The sequence below is a fragment of the Variovorax sp. H27-G14 genome (assembly GCF_046156345.1).
GTDB lineage: Bacteria > Pseudomonadota > Gammaproteobacteria > Burkholderiales > Burkholderiaceae_C > Variovorax.
Genome location: NZ_JAYLVN010000002.1, coordinates 558795 through 576591, shown reverse-complemented (window position 1 = coordinate 576591; position 17797 = coordinate 558795). Strand labels below are relative to the sequence as shown.

The window sequence follows — 17797 nt, the reverse complement described above, 5'->3', positions numbered from 1 at the left end:
GCCTCACGCGTTTGCTCTTAGGCCTTTGCCGGCCTCGGGATCAGGGAGGCGTTTGGCCCTTGGAGTCGGGCGAGGTCCAGAGACGCGCGTTGCCACGCGGCTGCTGAGGAACTGCACCTGCCCCCGGGCCCTGCGGCGAGAGATTGGGACGTCCACTGCTCGCGCCTGGCGGGCGACCTGCCGGATAACCCGGTCGCACCGCCGGATAACCAGGCCGCACAGCTGGATAACCCGGTCGCACTGCCGGATAACCCGGCCGGCCGTAATAGGGACGCCCACCGTCGTAATACGGACGGCGATCGCGCTCGTAGTAGCCGCCACCGTTGATGTAGACCGGCGCAGGCGCCACCACCACGGGTGGCGGGTCGCTGTAATAAGGCCCGGACGAATAGCCCCCGCCATAGCCCTGGTTGTAGCCACCCGCGTAGTACGGATCGCCAGGAACACCCACGCAGCCCGTCAGCAGCGCAACGCCACCGACTGCAACGCAGGCACCAAGAACTCGAATTGTTTTCATGAGGGAACTCTCCTTGTGGCCTTCAGTTAACTTTCAACGTCAGGTTGTAGACCCTGTTGACTGCGCGCCGATGAAGTCGCGTAACGGCGGGTAAAGAGGAGGCTTCCGCCAATCTTCAGGGTTCGCCGGCCGGCGGTACACCGTTGGTCAGTATCTCCAGCATGCGCGCCTCGTCGATGATCTCCACCCCGTTGACACGGGCCTTGTCCAGCTTGCTGCCGGCATCTTCGCCGGCCACCAGGTAGTGGGTTTTCTTGCTGACGGAGCCGGACACCTTGGCCCCGGCTGCTTCCAATTTATCCTTCGCCTCGTCGCGCCCCAGCGTAGGAAGGGTTCCGGTGATCACGAAGGTCAGGCCCGCCAAGGGCTTGGGCGCACGAACGGCGGGCTCGCCCTCTTCCCACGTCAACCCGCAGGCACGCAGTTGCTCGACCACCTCGCGGTTGTGCGGCTGGTCGAAGAAGGTGCGCAGGCTTTGCGCCACCACGGGGCCGACGTCGTTCACCTCGAGCAGTTGGTCTTCGGTCGCGTCCATGATCGCGTCGAGCTTGCCGAAATGCCTGGCCAGTTCCTTCGCCGTGGATTCGCCGATATGCCGAATGCCCAGGCCGAACAAAAAGCGTGGCAGCGTGGTCTTCTTCGAGGCTTCGAGCGCATCGACCAGGTTCTTCGCCGACTTCTCGGCCATGCGCTCCAGCCTGGCCAGCGTGACAAACCCGAGCTTGTACAGGTCGGGCAAGGTGCGGATCAGATTGGCATCGACCAGTTGCTCGACCAGCTTGTCGCCCAGCCCTTCGACCTCGACCGCGCGCCGGGCCGCGAAATGCAGGATGGCTTCCTTGCGCTGCGCCGCGCAGAACAGGCCGCCGGTGCAGCGGTAGTCGACCTCGCCCTCCTCGCGAACGGCTTCCGAGCCACACACGGGGCACTTGTGCGGCATGGTGAATTGCGCGCCGCGCTCGCCCTCGGGCTTGGCCAGGCTCTCGGGCACCACGCCCACCACTTCGGGAATCACGTCGCCGGCGCGGCGCACGATCACCGTGTCGCCCACGCGCACGTCCTTGCGGCGCGCCTCGTCCTCGTTGTGCAGCGTGGCGTTGGTCACGGTGACACCGCCCACGAACACCGGCGCCAGCTTGGCCACCGGCGTTAGCTTGCCGGTGCGGCCGACCTGAATCTCGATGCCCAGCACCTCGGTAAGTTGCTCTTGCGCCGGATATTTATGGGCCACGGCCCAGCGCGGTTCGCGCGAGACAAAGCCCAGTTGCCGCTGCAGTTCGATGCTGTCCACCTTGTAGACCACGCCGTCGATGTCGTAGGGCAAGGTGTCGCGTTGCCGGCCGATGTTCTCGTGGAAAGCGATCAATTCAATGGCGCCTGTCGCACGCGCGGTCTGCGTGGCGACCGGAAACCCCCAGGCACTGAACTGCTGCAGCCAGTCGAACTGCGTCGGGCATTCGAGCCCGCCTTCGGCCGCGGGCGTGACCTCGCCAAGACCGTAGGCAAAAAAGCTCAGCGGGCGCGCCGCGGCAATGGCCGGGTCGAGCTGGCGCACCGCGCCGGCCGCCGCATTGCGCGGATTGACGAACACCTTCTCGTTCTTCTGCCCGTCGGCAATCTTCTGGCGCTGGCGTTCGTTCAGCGCGTCGAAGTCGGCGCGCTTCATGTAGACCTCGCCGCGCACCTCGACCACAGGCGGCGCCTTGCCGTTCAGGCGCAACGGAATCTCGCGCACGGTGCGGATGTTCTGCGTCACCTCTTCGCCCACCTCGCCGTCGCCGCGCGTGGCGGCCTGCACCAGCACGCCGTGCTCATAGCGCAGGTTCATGGCCAGGCCGTCGAACTTGAGCTCGCAGACATACGCGACCTGCGGGCCGTCTTCGGCCAGCCCCAGCTCCTTGCGCACGCGCGCGTCGAAGGCGCTGGCGCCGCCGGGCGTGATGTCGGTCTCGGTGCGAATCGACAGCATCGGCACCTTGTGGCGCACCTTGGTGAAGCCGTCGAGCACCTTGCCGCCCACGCGCTGCGTCGGCGAGTCGGGCGTGCGCAGCTCGGGGTATTCGGCCTCCAGCGCCTGCAGGCGCTGAAAGAGCTTGTCGTACTCGGCGTCCGGAAGCGCGGGCGCGTCCAGCACGTAGTAGAGGTGGGCGTGCCGGTGGAGCTGTTCGCTCAGTGCGGCGGCTTCGCGTGCCGCTTCGTCGCGCGTCGTCATGGGGAGTCTCCCGAAGGTCGGAGTTAGCTGAAGAGGCGCCGCGCCAGCGGCGAGCCCGCCGCGAGGTCGCGCGCATCGAGCGTGTCGTAGAGCTGCTCGAGGTCGTTGCCGATCACGTCCATGGTCTCGTCGCGCAGCAACTGGCCGTCGCTGTCGGTGACCACGCCGTCCATCTCGCGCGCCAGCGTGGCTGCGGCTTCGCGCATGCGGCGAAACGGCTCCTCGCCCCGGTCGACCTGCGGCACGTCCAGGCTCAGGTTCAGCTCGCGAATGGCCGACTGGGCCGGGTCGTCGGCCAGCGCGGCCTGCGTGTCGAAGGACAGCCCCAGCACCGGCGGCAGGCCGGCCTCGCCGGTCGGCAGCACCATGCGGCCAGGAATGATGCCAGCCACGAAGCCCAGCCGCGCCGCGTTCTGCTGCACGTAGCCCGGGCTCCAGGCCGCATGCAGCGCGCGCAGCACGAAGCCCAGTTGCGCGTCGTGCGCGCCGGCGAACTGGTCGAGCTCGCGGGCCCGTGCCACCTCGTCCAGCATCTCGGGAAATTCGGGCGACCCGTTCACGGCGTCGGCAAAGGCCTGGGCCTTGACCACAAATTCGGAGTATTCGATTTCGTTGAGCGCGCCGGTGCGGTTGGCCAGCTGCACGCCGACCTGGAACGCGCTGTAGCGCTGGCCGGCGACGGGCGGCTCCCACTGGCCGTTGTGCTCGTTCAGGCCCTCGATGGCCACGGGCTTGCTGCCCGCGCGACGCGTCGGCGGCATGGCGGCGATGGCGGCGTCGCCGGAGGCCAGGCCGTCGAGCGACACCGGGGCGATCACGTCGATCAGCGGGTCGAGCCCGCCGCGGCGGTCGCCCGTGGGCACGGGCACACCGCTGGGCGCGGGCAGGTCGGGGTCGAACAGGGGTTCGTGGCGGTCCGCGCTCGACACCTGGTTCGGGTCCACATGCAGGTGCGGCGCATCGCCATCGTGCGCGCCCGACAAGGCGCGCTCGGCTTCGTCCAGCGCAATGTCGACCGCGTCGGGCTGGCGCGGCGCATTGCGGCGCGACATCAGGGTGTTGTAGGCAACGACGGCCGCTAGAACGAGGCCACCGAGGATGGCCAGGGCGAGAGTGAGATTACTCATGCTTGCCGCTCGCCTCAGGCGGCTTCGACCATGGAGACCGCGGACTCCATGTCGACTGCCACGATGCGCGACACGCCCTGCTCCTGCATCGTCACGCCGATCAGTTGCTCGGCCATTTCCATGGCGATCTTGTTGTGGCTGATGAAGAGGAACTGGGTTTCGCGGCTCATGGCTGTCACGAGTTTGGCATAGCGCTCGGTGTTGGCGTCGTCCAGCGGCGCGTCCACTTCGTCCAGCAGACAGAAAGGCGCCGGGTTGAGCTGGAAGATCGCAAACACGAGCGCAATGGCCGTGAGCGCCTTCTCCCCGCCCGACAGCAGGTGGATGGTCTGGTTCTTCTTGCCGGGTGGCTGCGCCATCACCTGCACGCCGGAGTCGAGAATTTCGTCGCCGGTCATCATCAGCTTGGCGTTGCCGCCACCGAACAGCTCGGGGAACATGCGGCTGAAGTGCTCGTTGACGATCTTGAAGGTGCCCCCGAGCAGCTCGCGCGTTTCAGCGTCGATCTTGCGAATGGCGTCTTCCAGCGTGCCGATGGCTTCGTTCAGGTCGGCAGATTGCGCGTCCAGGAAGGTCTTGCGCTCGCTGGCGATGGCCAGTTCGTCGAGCGCGGCCAGGTTCACCGCGCCCAGGGCCACCACTTCGCGATTGAGCCGGTCGATTTCGCTTTGCAGGCCGGTGAGCTTGACCTTGTCGGTTTCGATCGACTGCTCGATGGCCTCCAGGTCGGCGCCGGCGTCGTCCAGCAGTTGCTGGTATTGCTCCACGCCCAGGCGCGCGGCCTGTTCCTTCAGCTGGAATTCGGTGATGCGCTGGCGCAGCGGGTCGAGCTCGCGTTCGAGCTGCAGGCGGCGCTCGTCGCTGGCGCGCAGCTTGAGCGTGAGGTCGTCGTACTGGCTGCGCGAGGAGCCCAGCGCCACTTCGCGTTCGAGCTTGAGCGCCAGCGCGTCCTGCAGGCCGGCTTGGGCCGCCGCGTCGGACAGGCGGCTCAGCTCGGCGCGGGCGCGCTCGTCTTCGTCGGTGAGCGACACCACCTGCTGCGCGGCGGTTTCGATGGAGCGGTTCAGCTCGCCGCGGCGGGCCTCCAGCGTGCGCTGCGAGAAGGTCGCTTCCTGCGCCTGGCGCTCGAGGCTGCGGTGCTGTTCGCGGCTGGCGTTCAGCGCGCGGCCGGCTTCGATGACGCGCTCGTCCAGCTGCGCATGGCGCTCCTGGCTGTCGGCCAGCTGCATGTCGAGCTCTTCGAAACGGCCCTCGGCGGCGATGCGCCGCTCCTGCAATTCTTCGAGCTGCGCATCGACCTCGCCGAGGTCGTTGGCCAGCTGTTCGCTGCGGGCACGCGTTTGCTCGGCGAGCTGCGTCATGCGCAGCGTCTCGACCTGCAGCGTGTGTGCGCGCGACTGGGTTTCGGCCGCTTCGCGGCGCGCGGTCACCAGGCGCTGGGCGGCGTCGGCGTAGGCGGCTTCGGCGCGAATCAGCGCGGTGCGCGCTTCTTCGTTGATGAGCGTCTGGGCGCGCAGCTGGCGCTCCAGGTTTTCCATTTCCTGCTGGCGCGCCAGCAGGCCGGCCTGCTCGGAATCGGGTGCGTAGAAATTGACGCTGTGCGCGGACACGGCATGGCCGCTCTGCACGTACACCACCTCGCCGGGCTGCAGCGTGGCACGCGCGGCCAGCGCTTCTTCAAAGCTCGCGGCGGTGTAGCAGCCGTGCAGCCAGCCGTTCAGCAGCGCTTGCTGGCCGGCGTCGTTCAGGCGCAGCAGGCTCGACAGCCGGGGCAGCGCCGCGGCGGGTTCTGGCACGCCGGCGGCCGGTGGGCTGTAGAACGAGAGCTTGGCCGGCGGCGCGTCGTTGCCGAAGGCGCGCACCATCTCCAGGCGGCTGACTTCGAGCGCGCCCAGCCGTTCGCGCAAGGCGGATTCGAGCGCGTTCTCCCAGCCTTGCTCGATGTGGATGCGGCTCCACAGGCCCTGCAAACCGTCGAGGCCATGCTTGGCCAGCCAGGGCGCGAGCTTGCCGTCGGTCTTGACCTTTTCCTGCAGCGCGCGCAGCGCCTCGAGGCGCGCCGAGAACTCGGCGTGGCGGGCGCCTTCGGTGTTGACGGCCTGCTGCTTCGTGCGGCGGTCGTCGTCCAGCTGTGGCACGGTTTCCTGCAGCTCCTGCAGGCGCGCATCGGCTTCGCTGGCGGCCTCTTGCGCGGCGGCGTGCTGCTCCTGCATGTCGAGCAGGCGGGCCTCGTCGGGCGCGGCCAGCGCGTTCTGGTCGGCGCGCAGGCGTTCGCTGCGCTGCGTGAGCTGGCGGCTCTGTTCTTCGATGTTGCGCTGGTCGGCGGCCAGCACCTGAATCTGCTGCTGCACCTGCGACACGGTCGTGCGCTGGGTGTTGGCCTGCTCCTGGGCGCGCTGCACGGCATCTTCTAGCTCGGGCAGGCGCGTGTCGTGTTCCTCGAGCTGCGCGGCCAACAGAATGGCCTGCTCTTCAGCATCGACACCTGCACCGGCCAGCGTCTCGATCTCGGCTTCGGCGTCTTCGCGGCGCCGTCCCCACTGGCCCATTTGCTCGCGCAGTTGCACCAGGCGCTGTTCGACGCGCTGTCGGCCTTCGACCACGAAGCGGATTTCGCCTTCGAGCCGGCCGACTTCGGCGCTGGCCTCGTAGAGCTTGCCCTGCGCCTGGTTGACGGTGTCGCCGGCGCCGTAGTGGGCCTGGCGCACGGTTTCCAGCTCTGCCTCGATGTGGCGCAGGTCGGCCGTGCGCGACTCCAGGTCGTTGATGGCCTTTTCGGAATCGGTCTTGATCTTGGCCTGGTCGGCGTTGCTTTCGCTGCGCTTCAAAAACCACAGCTGGTGCTGCTTCTTGGTGGCGTCGCCCTGCAGCGTGTTGTAGCGCGCGGCCACCTCGGCCTGCTTCTCCAGCTTTTCGAGGTTGGCGTTGAGCTCGCGAAGAATGTCTTCCACGCGCGTGAGGTTCTCGCGCGTGTCGCCCAAGCGGTTTTCGGTTTCGCGGCGGCGCTCCTTGTACTTGGAGACGCCCGCGGCTTCTTCGAGAAACAAGCGCAGCTCTTCGGGCTTGGACTCGATGATCCGGCTGATCGTGCCCTGGCCGATGATGGCGTAGGCGCGCGGCCCCAGGCCGGTGCCCAGGAACACGTCCTGCACGTCGCGGCGGCGCACCGGCTGGTTGTTGATGTAGTAGCTGCTGGTGCCGTCGCGCGTGAGCACGCGGCGCACCGCGATTTCGCTGAACTGGTTCCACTGGCCGCCGGCGCGGTGGTCGGCGTTGTCGAACACCAGCTCCACGCTCGAACGGCTCGCCTGCTTGCGGGTGGTCGTGCCGTTGAAGATCACGTCCTGCATCGACTCGCCGCGCAGCTCCGACGCACGCGATTCGCCAAGCACCCAGCGCACCGCATCCATGATGTTCGACTTGCCGCAACCGTTGGGCCCGACCACGCCGACCAGTTGGCCCGGCAGCAGAAAGTTGGTGGGTTCGGCGAACGACTTGAAGCCCGAGAGCTTGATGGAATTAAGACGCACGACTTGTCGGCCTGGCTTGGCTGTAGCGCCAAGGTATTGATTTGTAAGGAAAATTGCACGGGCCCGCAGCTTGCAGCAGGCCGCCGCCCCAGCCGTGGATGATAACGTCAGGGCATGAGCGATTCCCCGGTTTCCCCCCTGACCGCCAGACGACGCTGGCACCCCGCGGTGCTTGCCGCCATGGTCGTTGGCGTGCTCGGTCTTTCAGGCTGTTCCTCCGTTCGCGACACCCAGCGCGCCGAACCCTACGGCAACCAGGAATGGCTGCAGTCCGGCGCCAACCGCATTGCCAACCTGTCGCTGCGCGACAACCTGCAGTCGGTGCGCCGCGTGCAGAGCACGCTGTACAAGCGCAACCCGCGTGAATGGCACAAGTCGGCCGCCAGCCTGGAAGACGCCACCCAGCGCACCTGGGACGCCGTGCTAAAGGGCCAGCCCCTGCCCGAGCTGAAGGGCGCCACCGGCATCGATGCAATTCGCCTGGCCTTCGACACCGGCCCGCAGGGCTACCAGGGCGACCGTGTGGCGGCACTGGTGGTGGGCTGGGCCAGCCTGCTCAAGCAGGCCAACGGCGACACCTGGGGCCAGACCATGATCGACGGCGTGAACGCCGAGAACAGCTTCCGCGCCGCGCGCAACTTCGAAATTTCGCTCTGGCTCATTTCCTCCAAGACCGGCCCCGACGGCCAGCCGCTGCTGCTGGCCACCGAAATCAGCGAGCGCGGCCGCAACCTGGTGGCCGACCGTGAACTGTCGAAGGTGGTGGCGCGGCTCGACCTGCTGGCCGCCCAGGCCGACGAGAAATACCGCCGCGCGGCGCTCGACTTCGGGCAGAACTGGGTCATGGGCGTGGTCATGCCTTTCTTCACTCTGGTGCCCAAGTAACCGCAAAATCGCGCCCCTAGAATGAACCCGCCCTTCACATCCCACACTCCTCAACCCATCCGAGGCAGCAGCAACTCATGAGCTCCATCAATTTCATCGGCGGCGAAAAAGGCGGTGTCGGCAAGTCGGTCACGGCACGCGTGCTGGCGCAGTACTTCATCGACCACAGCCGCCCGTTCGTGGGCTTCGACACCGACCGCTCGCACAGCTCGTTCACCCGCTTCTACGAAGGCTTTGCCTCGCCCGTGGTGGTCGACAGCTTCGAAGGCCTGGACACGGTGGTCAACGGCTTCGAGAGCAACCCGCAGCAAAGCGTGATCGTCGACCTGGCGGCGCAAACGCTGGCGCCGCTGTCGCGCTGGATCAAGGAGTCGGACCTGTTCGACGTGTTCGCCGAGATCGGCGTCACCGTCAACTTCTGGCATGTGCTGGACGATGGCAAGGACTCCACCGACCTGCTCGGCTCGCTGATCGACACCTTCGGCAACCGACCCAACTACATCGTGGTGCAGAACTACGGGCGTGGCAGCGACTTCGGCATGTTGCTGGCTTCGCAGTCGCTCTCCAAGGCAACGGCCAACGGTGCCCGCGTGATCGCCCTGCCCCGCCTGCATGACGCAAGCATGCGCAAGATCGACGCGCAGAACACGAGCTTCTGGAAGGCCGTGAACGACAGGGAAGGCGTGCATGCCCTGGGGCTGCTGGAGCGCCAGCGGGTGAAGTCGTGGCTGGCCACGGCTTACGCGGCGTTCGACACCTTGCCGCTTTGAGTCTTCGACGGGCGGCTTAGCGCCAATGTGGCGCTAAGCCCGCGTGAATGCCGAGTTAATGCCGTCGGCCCCCGCCCCAACCCTCTCCCGGAGAGAGAGAGGGAGAAGTTCAGATCATTCCGCCGTTGATGGAAATGATCTGGCCCGTGATGTAGGCGGCTTCATTGCTCGCCAGAAACGCGGCCAGCGCGGCCACTTCCTGCGGCGTGCCGGCGCGCTTCACCGGCACCATCTGGTTGATGACCGCCTGCTCGAACACCGCGTCCGCCATCGGCGACGCAATGATGCCGGGCGCAATCGCATTCACCGTGACGCCGCGCGAGGCCACTTCCAGCGACAGCGCCTTGGTGGCGCTGTTCAGCGCACCCTTGGCCGCGGCGTAATTGACCTGACCCTTGTTGCCCGCAATGGCGGCCACCGAAGAAATGTTCAGAATGCGCCCCCAGCGCGTGCGCATCATCGGCAGCAGCAAGGGCTGGGTGACGCGGAAGAAGCCGTTCAGCGACACGTCGATCACCTTGTGCCACTGCGCCGGGCGCATGCCCGGCAGCACGGCGTCGTCGTGCACGCCCGCGTTGTTGACCAGAATCTGCACCGGCCCCGCTTCCAGGATGCGCGCGGTCGCGGCCGCGCAGGCCTCGTCGCTGCACAGGTCGAACACATGGCATTCGGCCTTGCCGCCCGCGGCCGTGATCGACGCGGCGAGTTGCTCGACCGCCTCGGGCCGCGAATTTGCATGCAGCAGCACGGTGGCGCCGTCGCGCGCCAGGCGTTCGGCCATGGCCGCGCCCAGCGCGCCGCTGGCGCCAGTGATCAGTGCGCGTTTTCCTTCGAGACTCATGGCGATGGGGTGCTTTCTGTGGCCAGCGGCGTGTTGAGAACGACCACGGCGCGGCCTTCGGCCAGCAGGCGGCCGTCGTCGGCCGCCACCGTGAACGCATAGAGAACCTGGCGCTCGTCGCCCGACAGGCGCTGCGCGCGCACCTGCAGCGCACCGGGCACATCGTCGAGCCGGGCCACGGCCAGCTTCACGTTGCGCGCGCTTGCCAAAAAACCGGCCGACGGCGTGCTGCCCTCGGCGGCCAGCAGGCCGCCATGCAGCGCCATGGCTTGGGCGGCGTATTCGATGGCATTGGGCGCGAGCAAGCCGCCGTAAGTGCGCAGCGGGTTGTCGGCCAGCGCATGCGTGGTGGTGCTGCAGTGGATGGCCTCGGTGTCCCAGCTTTCCAGCCGCTCCAGCAGGCACATGCTGCCGCTGTGCGGAATGCGCTGGGCAATGCCGGCGCGGTCGAGTGTTTGCGGCGCGGTCATGCGGCCTCGTTCTGTTCCAGGTCGGCCACCAGCAGCACGTTGGCAAAGGGCGTGCCCTCGCTCATCGGCATGCTGCGCACGCGAAAGCCCAGGCTCTCGAGCAGCGCGGTCCACTCCGACAGCGGCCGGCCCCAGGTCGGCGAGACCTTGTGGCCGCGAATGCGCGTGACCGTGCGGTCGACCCACTGGCTGATGGCAAAGCCGCGTCGGCTCGACGCATCGCCCACGCGCAGCAGCAGCCGCGCCCTGAAGTTGCCGCCGCGCCGCAGCGCATCGCGCACGCGCACCAGCACGGCTTCCTGCGCCTGCAGGTCGACGTAGTGCAGCACGTCCAGGATCACGACCAGGTCGCAGTCGGGCAGCTCGGCGGAGCACATGTCTGCGCAGAGCAGCGTGGGCTTGGGCTCCAGATGCCCGATGGAGGCCTGGGCACGCGCCACGTCCTTGGGCATCAGCTCGATGCCGGTGTACGCGGGGCGCGGCGCCGTGGGAAACCACGTCGACGGCCAGCGGCCCTGCTTCTGCATGGCGCTCATCGACGCCAGCAGGCTGGCGAACAGGCCCTGCCCGCAACCGATGTCGACCACGCGCTCATGCTCGACCTCGATCAGCCCGCGTTCCAGCAGCCCGCGAAACACCGGGTCGCGCCCGAGCTTGCCGCGCGCAAAGTGCCAGGCGAAGCTGCCGCCCTTTTTGTAGGGCGCGGTAGCGGCCTCGTGCAGTTCGCGCCATGCCCTGTCGGCTACGGTCGACGGCATCGTCGCGCTCATGGCTTGAGGCCTTCGGGCAGGGTCACGGCGCGCAGTCCATCGGCGCGCAGGCGTTCGAGCAACAAGGGCAATACCTCCAGCAAAACGGGTTGTCCTTCGGCCGTGCGCGCGGCGTTGCCGTCGTGCAGCAACAGGATGTCGCGGGCCTGCAGGTTGCGGCTCAGGCGCGCCATCACCTTGGTGGCGTCGCCCTCGCGGGTGTCGAAGCCACGGCGCGTCCAGCTCACGAGCGACAGGCCCAGGCGGTGCAGCACCGGCTCCAGAAACGGGTTGCGCAGGCCGGCCGGCGCACGAAAGCAGGTGGGGCGCTGGCCGGTGACGTCGCTCACGATGTCCTGCGCGCGTGCGATCTCGGCCGCAAAACCGCGCGGACCCAGAAACGAAAAATTGTGCCGGTGCCGCGACGTGTGGTTCTGGATGCTGTGGCCGCGCGCCACGATGTCGCGCGCCAGTTCGGGGTGCGTCAGCACGCGCTCGGCAATGCAGAAGAAGGTGGCGCGCTGGCCGTGCGCGTCCAGCAGGTCGAGCACGCGCGGTGTCACCTCGGGCTCGGGCCCGTCGTCGATGGTGATGGCCACTTCCCGCCGTGCCGTGGACGCCTCAGGCAGCCGCGTGACGTTGGGTCCGAGCAGGTTGCTGCGCGGCGTCAGGCCGGCACCAGTGATCAGCGCATGGTTCAGCACGATGGCGCCAATGGCCCACGGCAAGGCGCCCGGCACCAGCACGCCTGCACCGATGGCCGCCACGTGCCATGCCGCGCTGGCGCGGATGGCCGGCGGCCAGGGCCAGGATTCGGTGGTCGGTACGGGTGCGGAAGACATGGCGGCGAATTTTCCCATCAGCCGCGCGGGGCCGGCGGCTCGACAGATGGCTCGGGGGACGGTTTGGAAGACGGCGCCACGCTGCGCGCAAACGCCGCCGACAGCAGCAGCGCCAGCAGCGCCCCCGGCGCCACCACGCGGCCGATGGACGACAGCGCGGGAATGTCGGAGATCGCGATCAGCCCGAACGACACCACGGTCGTCAGGTTGGCCAGCATCAGCGACGCCAGCGTGTCCTCGTCGGCCCGCCCCGTGGTGCGCAACTGGTCGAAGAACAGCGCGTAGTTGGAGCCCACCGCCACGATCAGCAGCAGCCCCACCAGGTGCAGGATGCCCAGCGCCGACTGCAGCACGGCCATGCCGCCGAGCGTGAGCACCACCGCGAACAGCAGCGGCTGGCACACGGCCAGCAGGCGGCGCCACGAGCGCAGGTAGACGCCCAGCAGCACCACCACCGCCAGCGCGCCCAGCAGCACCTGCACGAAAGCTTCATGCAGGTAGCGCTGGTACAGCCCCGCGAGTTCGCGGCCCACGTCCACCACCTGCACTTCAGGCAGGCCCGCGAGCGCGGTTTCAAGGCGGCCCTGGTCGAAGGTGGTGCCGGGGTGCAGCACCACCAGCGTGCCCCAGCCGCCGCCCGGGCGCTGGTACATCAGGGTGTTGACGACGGACGCGAGCGGCCCCTCGGCCAAGTCGGCGCGTTGCACGGGCACCAGCTTGCGCGCCGCATCCACGTCTTCCACGAACGGGCCGAGGCGCGAGGCCGGAAGTGCCAGGCCCTTGGTGGCGTCGGCCAGGTTGGCGCGCAGCACATCGTCGCTCGGCAGGCTAGCGATGCGGGCGGCCTGCGTCGCCACGCTCGGCAGCACGCGGGTAACGGCTTCGTAGCCGACCAGCTCGCCCTTGTCGACCAGCGCGTCGAGCCGCGCCGCGGCGGCTTCGGTGTTGCGCAGAGCGGCCTGCTCGTCGTTGCCGTAGGCGACCACCAGCACGCCGCCGTCACCCGTGCCGATGTCGTTGCGCAGCATTTCGTCGAGCTGCTGCGCGGCCTTGGGCACCGGGCTCATCGCGCCCAGGTCGGCGCGCCACAGATGGCCGCCCTGCCACAGCACCAGCACCAGCGCGGCCACGCCCAGCGCCGCCAGCGGCCAGCGCAGGCGCGGCAGGCCGCGCACCAGCGCACCGGCCAGCCGCGCCATGTATTTGCGCATGCCCATGCCGGTGGCACCGTCGGGGGCCAGCATCGGCAGCACATAGCGCGTGGCCAGCGCGGCGGACACCAGGCCGGCAATGGAGAACACGCCCAGCTGCGCCAGCCCCGGAAAGCCCGAGAACACCAGCGCCGCAAAGCCGCACACCGAAGTCAGCAGACCGAGCCGCACGGTCGGCCAGTTCAGGTCGCGCCAGCGCTGCCAGCCGGTGCCTGTCACGGTGGCGCCGCGCGCCTGAATGAGGTAATAGATGGCGTAGTCCACCGTCTCGCCGATCAGCGTGCTGCCGAAGCCCAGCGTGAGCCCGTGCACCGAGCCGAACACCAGGCTCACGCTCGCGGTGCCGATCACCACGCCCGTGGCCACCGGCAAAAAGGCGATGACCAGCGCGCGCGGCGACGCGAAGGCCAGCAGCAGCAGCCCGCCCATCACGATGCCGCCGACCACGGCGAGGTGGAGGGCCTCCGACTTGATCTTGTCGCGGCTCATCACCGAGAACACCGGCGGGCCGCTGAGCAGCAGCTTGGGCGCCGTGGCACCCATCTCTCGTACCGCGGTTTCGTACGCGGCATGCACGCGCGCGATGGCCACGGCCTGCGCGTCGAGGTCGCTGCCGGCGGCACGGGTGGTGGAAATCATGAGAGCGCGCGGTGCGGTGCGCGACATCCACACGCCGTCTTCGCTGCGCGGCGCGCTCGCGGGCACCAGCTCCATGGCGATGCGCTGGGTCTCGCCGGTCGGGTCGCGGTCGAGCAAGGGTTTGATGACGTTGCCGGCCGGCGTGCCCAGCATCGACAAGGTTTCGATGATGGCGTCGCGCAGCCCGGCGGCGGTGAACTGGCCGGGCGTGACGCCGGGCGACAGCTGATAGCGGTGCTGAAACACCCAGGTACCGGCTTCGCTCCAGTCGCCCACGTCGCCGTTCTGCACCAGGTCGAACAGCTTGCTCTCGCGCATGTCCTTGGCCACGGCGCGCGACACGGCGGCGCGCTGTTCCACGCTGCCGCCCTCGATGCCCAGCATCAGCGTGCGCGACGCCACGCCGCTTTGCAGCTGCTCGATGAGCACGCGCTGGCGCGCATCCGGGCTCTTGGGCAAAAACGCCGACAGGTCGGCGCCGATCTGCGTGCGGGAAATGACCACCGCGCCGCACAAAAGAATCAGCAGCCATGCCAGCAGCACGACCGCCCGGCGCGACCAGCTCGGCGGGCCGTCGGTGCGCAGCGTCGTCACGGCGCGGTGCGTCCGGTGGCGCCGGACGGGGCCGCGGCTGCCGGAGGGACCGGTGCCGCGGGGGCCGCGGCGCCTGGGGCGGCCGGGGTGATATTCATCGACGAGCGGTCACCGCCGACAAACTCCATGTCCACGCCCAGCACCTCGCTCGCGCGGCCGCTGATGCGGATGCTGCGCACCTGTGCGGCCAGCCGGCTGTCCATGGGAACCAGGTCGAGCGTCCACTTGGCCGCCGAGCCCGTCACCGTGTTCTTGAAGTAGCGCTGCAGGGTGGCGCCGTCGCCGGTCAGCGTGCCGCGCATCGCCTCGACCAGGCCCAGCAGCTCAGGCATGCTGTCGAGCGCCAGCGTGCGGTTGCGTCCGCCGCGCGACAGCGTCAACGTGTTGCCTTCGACCGCCATGGTCTCGATGCGCGGCGACAGCGTGCGGCGCACCAGCTTGTCGGGTGCATCAAAGCTCAGCGTGCCGCTGGCGTCGAGCGGGCCTTCAAGGCCGTGCACGAAGCGTTGTTCGGTGAAGCGGGCCTCGCCGCTCTTCTGCTTGGCCAGCAGGCTCATCAGTTCGGGCAGGTCGAAGGCCGCCCAGGCCGGTGTGGCGCACAAGGCCATCGTCAGCGCCAGCACGCATGCCTTGAGCAGCGATTCAAGTCGCATCTTCGAGCCAGAAATCATGAAAGTTGAACCAGTTGTAGGGGTAGGCGCGGCAGATGGCTTCAAGGCGCGCGACATAGGCTTCGACAGCGGCGCGAATGCGGCGTTCCCGCTCCACGGGGTCGGTGAGCCGTTCGCCGAAGTCGGCCAGCAGGTCGAACCGAATATCGTAGCGCGCGCCTCCGCCGTAGAGGCCGGCCATGAAGAACACCTTGCGACGCAGCAGGGCCGCGAGCCGGAACGGCCCGTCGTTGAAGCTGGCGGGCTGGCCCAGGAAAGGCAGCACGATGCTGTTGCCGCGTTGCGAGGCGGGCTGGTCTTCGCTGCCCGGCAGCGTGCGGTCGGCCAGCATGCCGCCCAGGCCGCCGCCGTCGAGCCAGTCGCGCAGCGCGAGCATGGAATGCGGCCGGCCCAGCGCAATGACGTGCGGGCGCAGTTCGGGCAGCGCAATCGCATTGAGGATGGCGGTGATGCGCTGCGCGTTGTCCGGGAACATCAGCATCGCCAGGCGCAACTGGTGCTGCGATGTGTGTTGCTTGCAGGCACCCATCACCTCGAAGCTGCCGACATGGGCGCCCAGCATGAAAGCGCCGCGCCCCGCGATGGCTTCGCCTTCGAGCGGCTCGTTGCCCTGCACCGTGATATCGAACAGGTTCATGCGACCGCGCAGGAAGTACACGCGGTCGAGCACGGTCGAGGCAAAGGCGTGGAGCAGCCTGAAGCCATCGATCCAGCCGGCCTTGGGCCCGACGGCCCTGAACAGGTAGCGCTTGATGTGTCTGCGTTGCGTGGGCGCGAACAGCAAGAAGTACAGCGCGATGGGCGGAAGCAGCAGCCGCGTGACGTGGCGCCCGCAAACCAGCGCCATGAACACGATGAAGCGCAGCGCGAGCATGTTGCTGCGCTCGGGGGCGTGAGCCCACTCGCCCTTTTCGCACTTTTCGTTTTTGGGGCCCGCATCTCCGCCCTGCCCCGTGCGGGCCGCCTCATTCACGGCGCGCGCCTCGACGTCGGTGTGCTTCATCACACAGACTCTTGCACGGCCGTCCACCGGCCCGTGACAGCCACCACGCCGTTGCAACGCACGTCGAAGCGCACGCCGCGACCGGGGCCGGCTTCTGGGTGCAGCCCGATCGACAGCGTGCTGCCCGGGCGCACCGGCGACAAGAACTTGGCCGCGGCCAGCGTGGGGCTGGCGCCCAGGCGTGCCGTCAGCGCCGGCACGCGGCGAATGGCTTCCATCACCTCGGCCAGCACCAGCGCGCCCGGCAGCAGCGGCTGCCCCGGAAAATGGCCGGCAAAGGCGGGGTGATCGGGCGGCACCACGTGGTCCATCTGCACCGGCGTGTCGTCTTCCGCGAGCTGGGCCAGCGCAAATTCGCGCAGCGCCCGCACGGTGAGCTTGCCCGTGCCTTCGCGCGGGAACGACGCGACCTGCACCACGCGGCGCGGTACGAACACGGGCTCGAGGCGCTGTCGCAGCGCGGCAATGATCTCGCCGGCCGCCAGCGTGGGGGCGACCACGAAGGCCACCGGGCGCACCACGCCGTCGGCCACTTCGTCGGGCAGCCAGAACGCACCGTCGACCACGCCGGGAATGCTGTTGAGGTGAAAGTTCAGGTGCGCCAGCGAACTGCGCCGGCCGGCCACATGAATCAGGTCGTTGGCCCGGCCGAACAGCCGGAAACGGCGCGTGTCGAGCAGCTCGAGCACGTCGGCCATGGGCGTGGGCTCGGGCATGAAGTCGCCGGAGAAGATGAAGCGCTCGGGGCCGCCGTTGGCGGCGGGCTCGGCATGCACTTCGATCTCGCCGAAGGTCTCCCAGATTTCGCTGTCCGTGGTGCGGCGCGTGGCCACCTGGCCCGACTCGGTGCTGCCGTAAATTTCGAGCAGCACGCCGCCCATGGCCTGCTCCGCCTGCAGCGCGAGCTGGGGCGACAGCGGCGCGGTGGCCGACAGAATGAGGTCGACTGGCGGCAGTTCGATGCCCGACAGCAGCAAGGTTTTCAGATGGAACGGCGTGGTCACCAGCGCGCGCGGGCGCGGCACGGAGGCCAGCGTTTGCGCCACGTCGGCCGGAAAAAACGGCCGGCCGCTCTCGAACGCCGCGCCGCCCAGCATGGCCAGCAGCGCGGACGATTCCAGCCCGTAGCTGTGCTGCACCGGCACCGTGGCCACCAGCGTCACGCCTTCCAGCGTGGGGCGCCCGAGCACGCGGCACAGCCGCTGCACGGCCACCGCGACGTCGCCCACCAGCGTGCGCCAGCTCTTGGCATGCGGCTGCGGCACGCCCGTGGATCCGGAGGTGAGCAGGCTGACCGCGTGCATCGCACCGTCGACACGCGGCACCACGGCGGTGGCGTCGCCTTCGGGGCTGGAGCGGTCTTCGATCAGCACGCGGTGCATGCCGGGGGTTTGCAGGCTCGCGTCGTCGGCCAGCGCAAAGAGCCGTGGGCCGCCGGCCACGAGCAGGCGCGCGAGCGTGTCGGCGCGCGCATCGGGCGGCAGCAGGCTGGCATGGCCGCGCACCAGCGCCGCGCACAGGCTCACGGCAAAGGCGTAGCGGTCGCCGCACACGTTCACGGCGGGGCCTTCGTCGGGCAGCGTGGGCGCGAAGCGGGCCACGTCGGCCAGAAACTGCCGCCCACTGACGGGCACGCCGGCGCGCCAGGCCAGGGGGGCATCGAGGTCGCGGTGCGCGAGCAGCGGCAGCAAGCCGTCGGTGTCTGGGGTGTCTGTCGTCACGCGGGCCACGCCTGT

Annotated in this window: 14 protein-coding genes; 2 read left to right on the top strand and 12 right to left on the bottom strand. The window is 68.7% G+C overall.

Features of this window, described 5'->3' with window-relative positions; translation table 11 throughout:
- Positions 1 to 40: 40 nt before the first annotated feature.
- The 4 genes from VLK31_RS08230 to smc all read right to left on the bottom strand — a co-directional run bounded on the left by VLK31_RS08230 (position 41) and on the right by smc (position 7386).
- Positions 41 to 517: a hypothetical protein gene (locus VLK31_RS08230; protein ID WP_409167884.1), complete on the bottom strand. Its 477-nt coding sequence runs from the start codon at positions 515 to 517 to the stop codon at positions 41 to 43.
- Positions 518 to 632: 115 nt separating this feature from the next.
- Positions 633 to 2729, bottom strand: a complete 2097-nt coding sequence (gene ligA, locus VLK31_RS08225) for an NAD-dependent DNA ligase LigA (protein ID WP_409167883.1) — start codon at positions 2727 to 2729, stop codon at positions 633 to 635.
- A 23-nt stretch (positions 2730 to 2752) separates the two neighbouring features.
- Positions 2753 to 3856 (bottom strand): cell division protein ZipA C-terminal FtsZ-binding domain-containing protein, encoded by a 1104-nt coding sequence (locus VLK31_RS08220; protein WP_409167882.1) that lies wholly within the window; start codon positions 3854 to 3856, stop codon positions 2753 to 2755.
- Positions 3857 to 3870: 14 nt separating this feature from the next.
- Entirely contained in the window at positions 3871 to 7386 is a 3516-nt protein-coding gene (gene smc / locus VLK31_RS08215; RefSeq protein WP_409167881.1) for a chromosome segregation protein SMC, read from the bottom strand.
- 114 nt (positions 7387 to 7500) lie between these two features.
- Between smc and VLK31_RS08210 the strand changes: the two genes are divergently transcribed.
- A complete protein-coding gene (locus tag VLK31_RS08210; RefSeq protein ID WP_409167880.1) occupies positions 7501 to 8271 on the top strand; it encodes a hypothetical protein in 771 nt (256 codons plus the stop codon).
- A 77-nt stretch (positions 8272 to 8348) separates the two neighbouring features.
- Positions 8349 to 9041: a mobilization protein gene (locus tag VLK31_RS08205; protein WP_409167879.1), complete on the top strand. Its 693-nt coding sequence runs from the start codon at positions 8349 to 8351 to the stop codon at positions 9039 to 9041.
- Between the two features lie 109 nt (positions 9042 to 9150).
- Here VLK31_RS08205 and fabG read toward each other — a convergent pair whose 3' ends face one another.
- From fabG to VLK31_RS08165, 8 genes are read right to left on the bottom strand one after another with little or no spacing between them, the layout of a single operon-like run.
- Complete coding sequence (gene fabG / locus VLK31_RS08200) at positions 9151 to 9882, bottom strand: 3-oxoacyl-ACP reductase FabG (protein ID WP_409167878.1); 732 nt, start codon at positions 9880 to 9882, stop codon at positions 9151 to 9153.
- Positions 9879 to 10352 (bottom strand): hydroxymyristoyl-ACP dehydratase, encoded by a 474-nt coding sequence (locus VLK31_RS08195; RefSeq protein WP_409167877.1) that lies wholly within the window; start codon positions 10350 to 10352, stop codon positions 9879 to 9881. The genes fabG and VLK31_RS08195 overlap by 4 nt, the downstream gene beginning before the upstream one ends.
- On the bottom strand, positions 10349 to 11122 hold the full coding sequence (locus VLK31_RS08190) for a class I SAM-dependent methyltransferase (protein ID WP_409167876.1): 774 nt from the start codon (positions 11120 to 11122) through the stop codon (positions 10349 to 10351). Before VLK31_RS08190 ends, VLK31_RS08195 begins: the two co-directional genes overlap by 4 nt.
- Positions 11119 to 11961 (bottom strand): polysaccharide deacetylase family protein, encoded by an 843-nt coding sequence (locus VLK31_RS08185; protein WP_409167875.1) that lies wholly within the window; start codon positions 11959 to 11961, stop codon positions 11119 to 11121. Before VLK31_RS08185 ends, VLK31_RS08190 begins: the two co-directional genes overlap by 4 nt.
- Positions 11961 to 14387 carry an MMPL family transporter gene (locus VLK31_RS08180; RefSeq protein WP_409167874.1) on the bottom strand — a complete coding sequence of 809 codons (2427 nt, stop codon included), beginning with the start codon at positions 14385 to 14387 and terminating at the stop codon, positions 11961 to 11963. Before VLK31_RS08180 ends, VLK31_RS08185 begins: the two co-directional genes overlap by 1 nt.
- Entirely contained in the window at positions 14384 to 15058 is a 675-nt protein-coding gene (locus tag VLK31_RS08175; protein WP_409167873.1) for a LolA-related protein, read from the bottom strand. The genes VLK31_RS08180 and VLK31_RS08175 overlap by 4 nt, the downstream gene beginning before the upstream one ends.
- Entirely contained in the window at positions 15030 to 16061 is a 1032-nt protein-coding gene (locus VLK31_RS08170; RefSeq protein WP_409167872.1) for an acyl-CoA synthetase, read from the bottom strand. Before VLK31_RS08170 ends, VLK31_RS08175 begins: the two co-directional genes overlap by 29 nt.
- The gene (locus VLK31_RS08165) at positions 16061 to 17782 is read right to left on the bottom strand and encodes an AMP-binding protein (protein WP_409167871.1); all 1722 of its coding nucleotides are present in this window, start codon (positions 17780 to 17782) and stop codon (positions 16061 to 16063) included. The genes VLK31_RS08170 and VLK31_RS08165 overlap by 1 nt, the downstream gene beginning before the upstream one ends.
- Positions 17783 to 17797 lie beyond the last annotated feature (15 nt).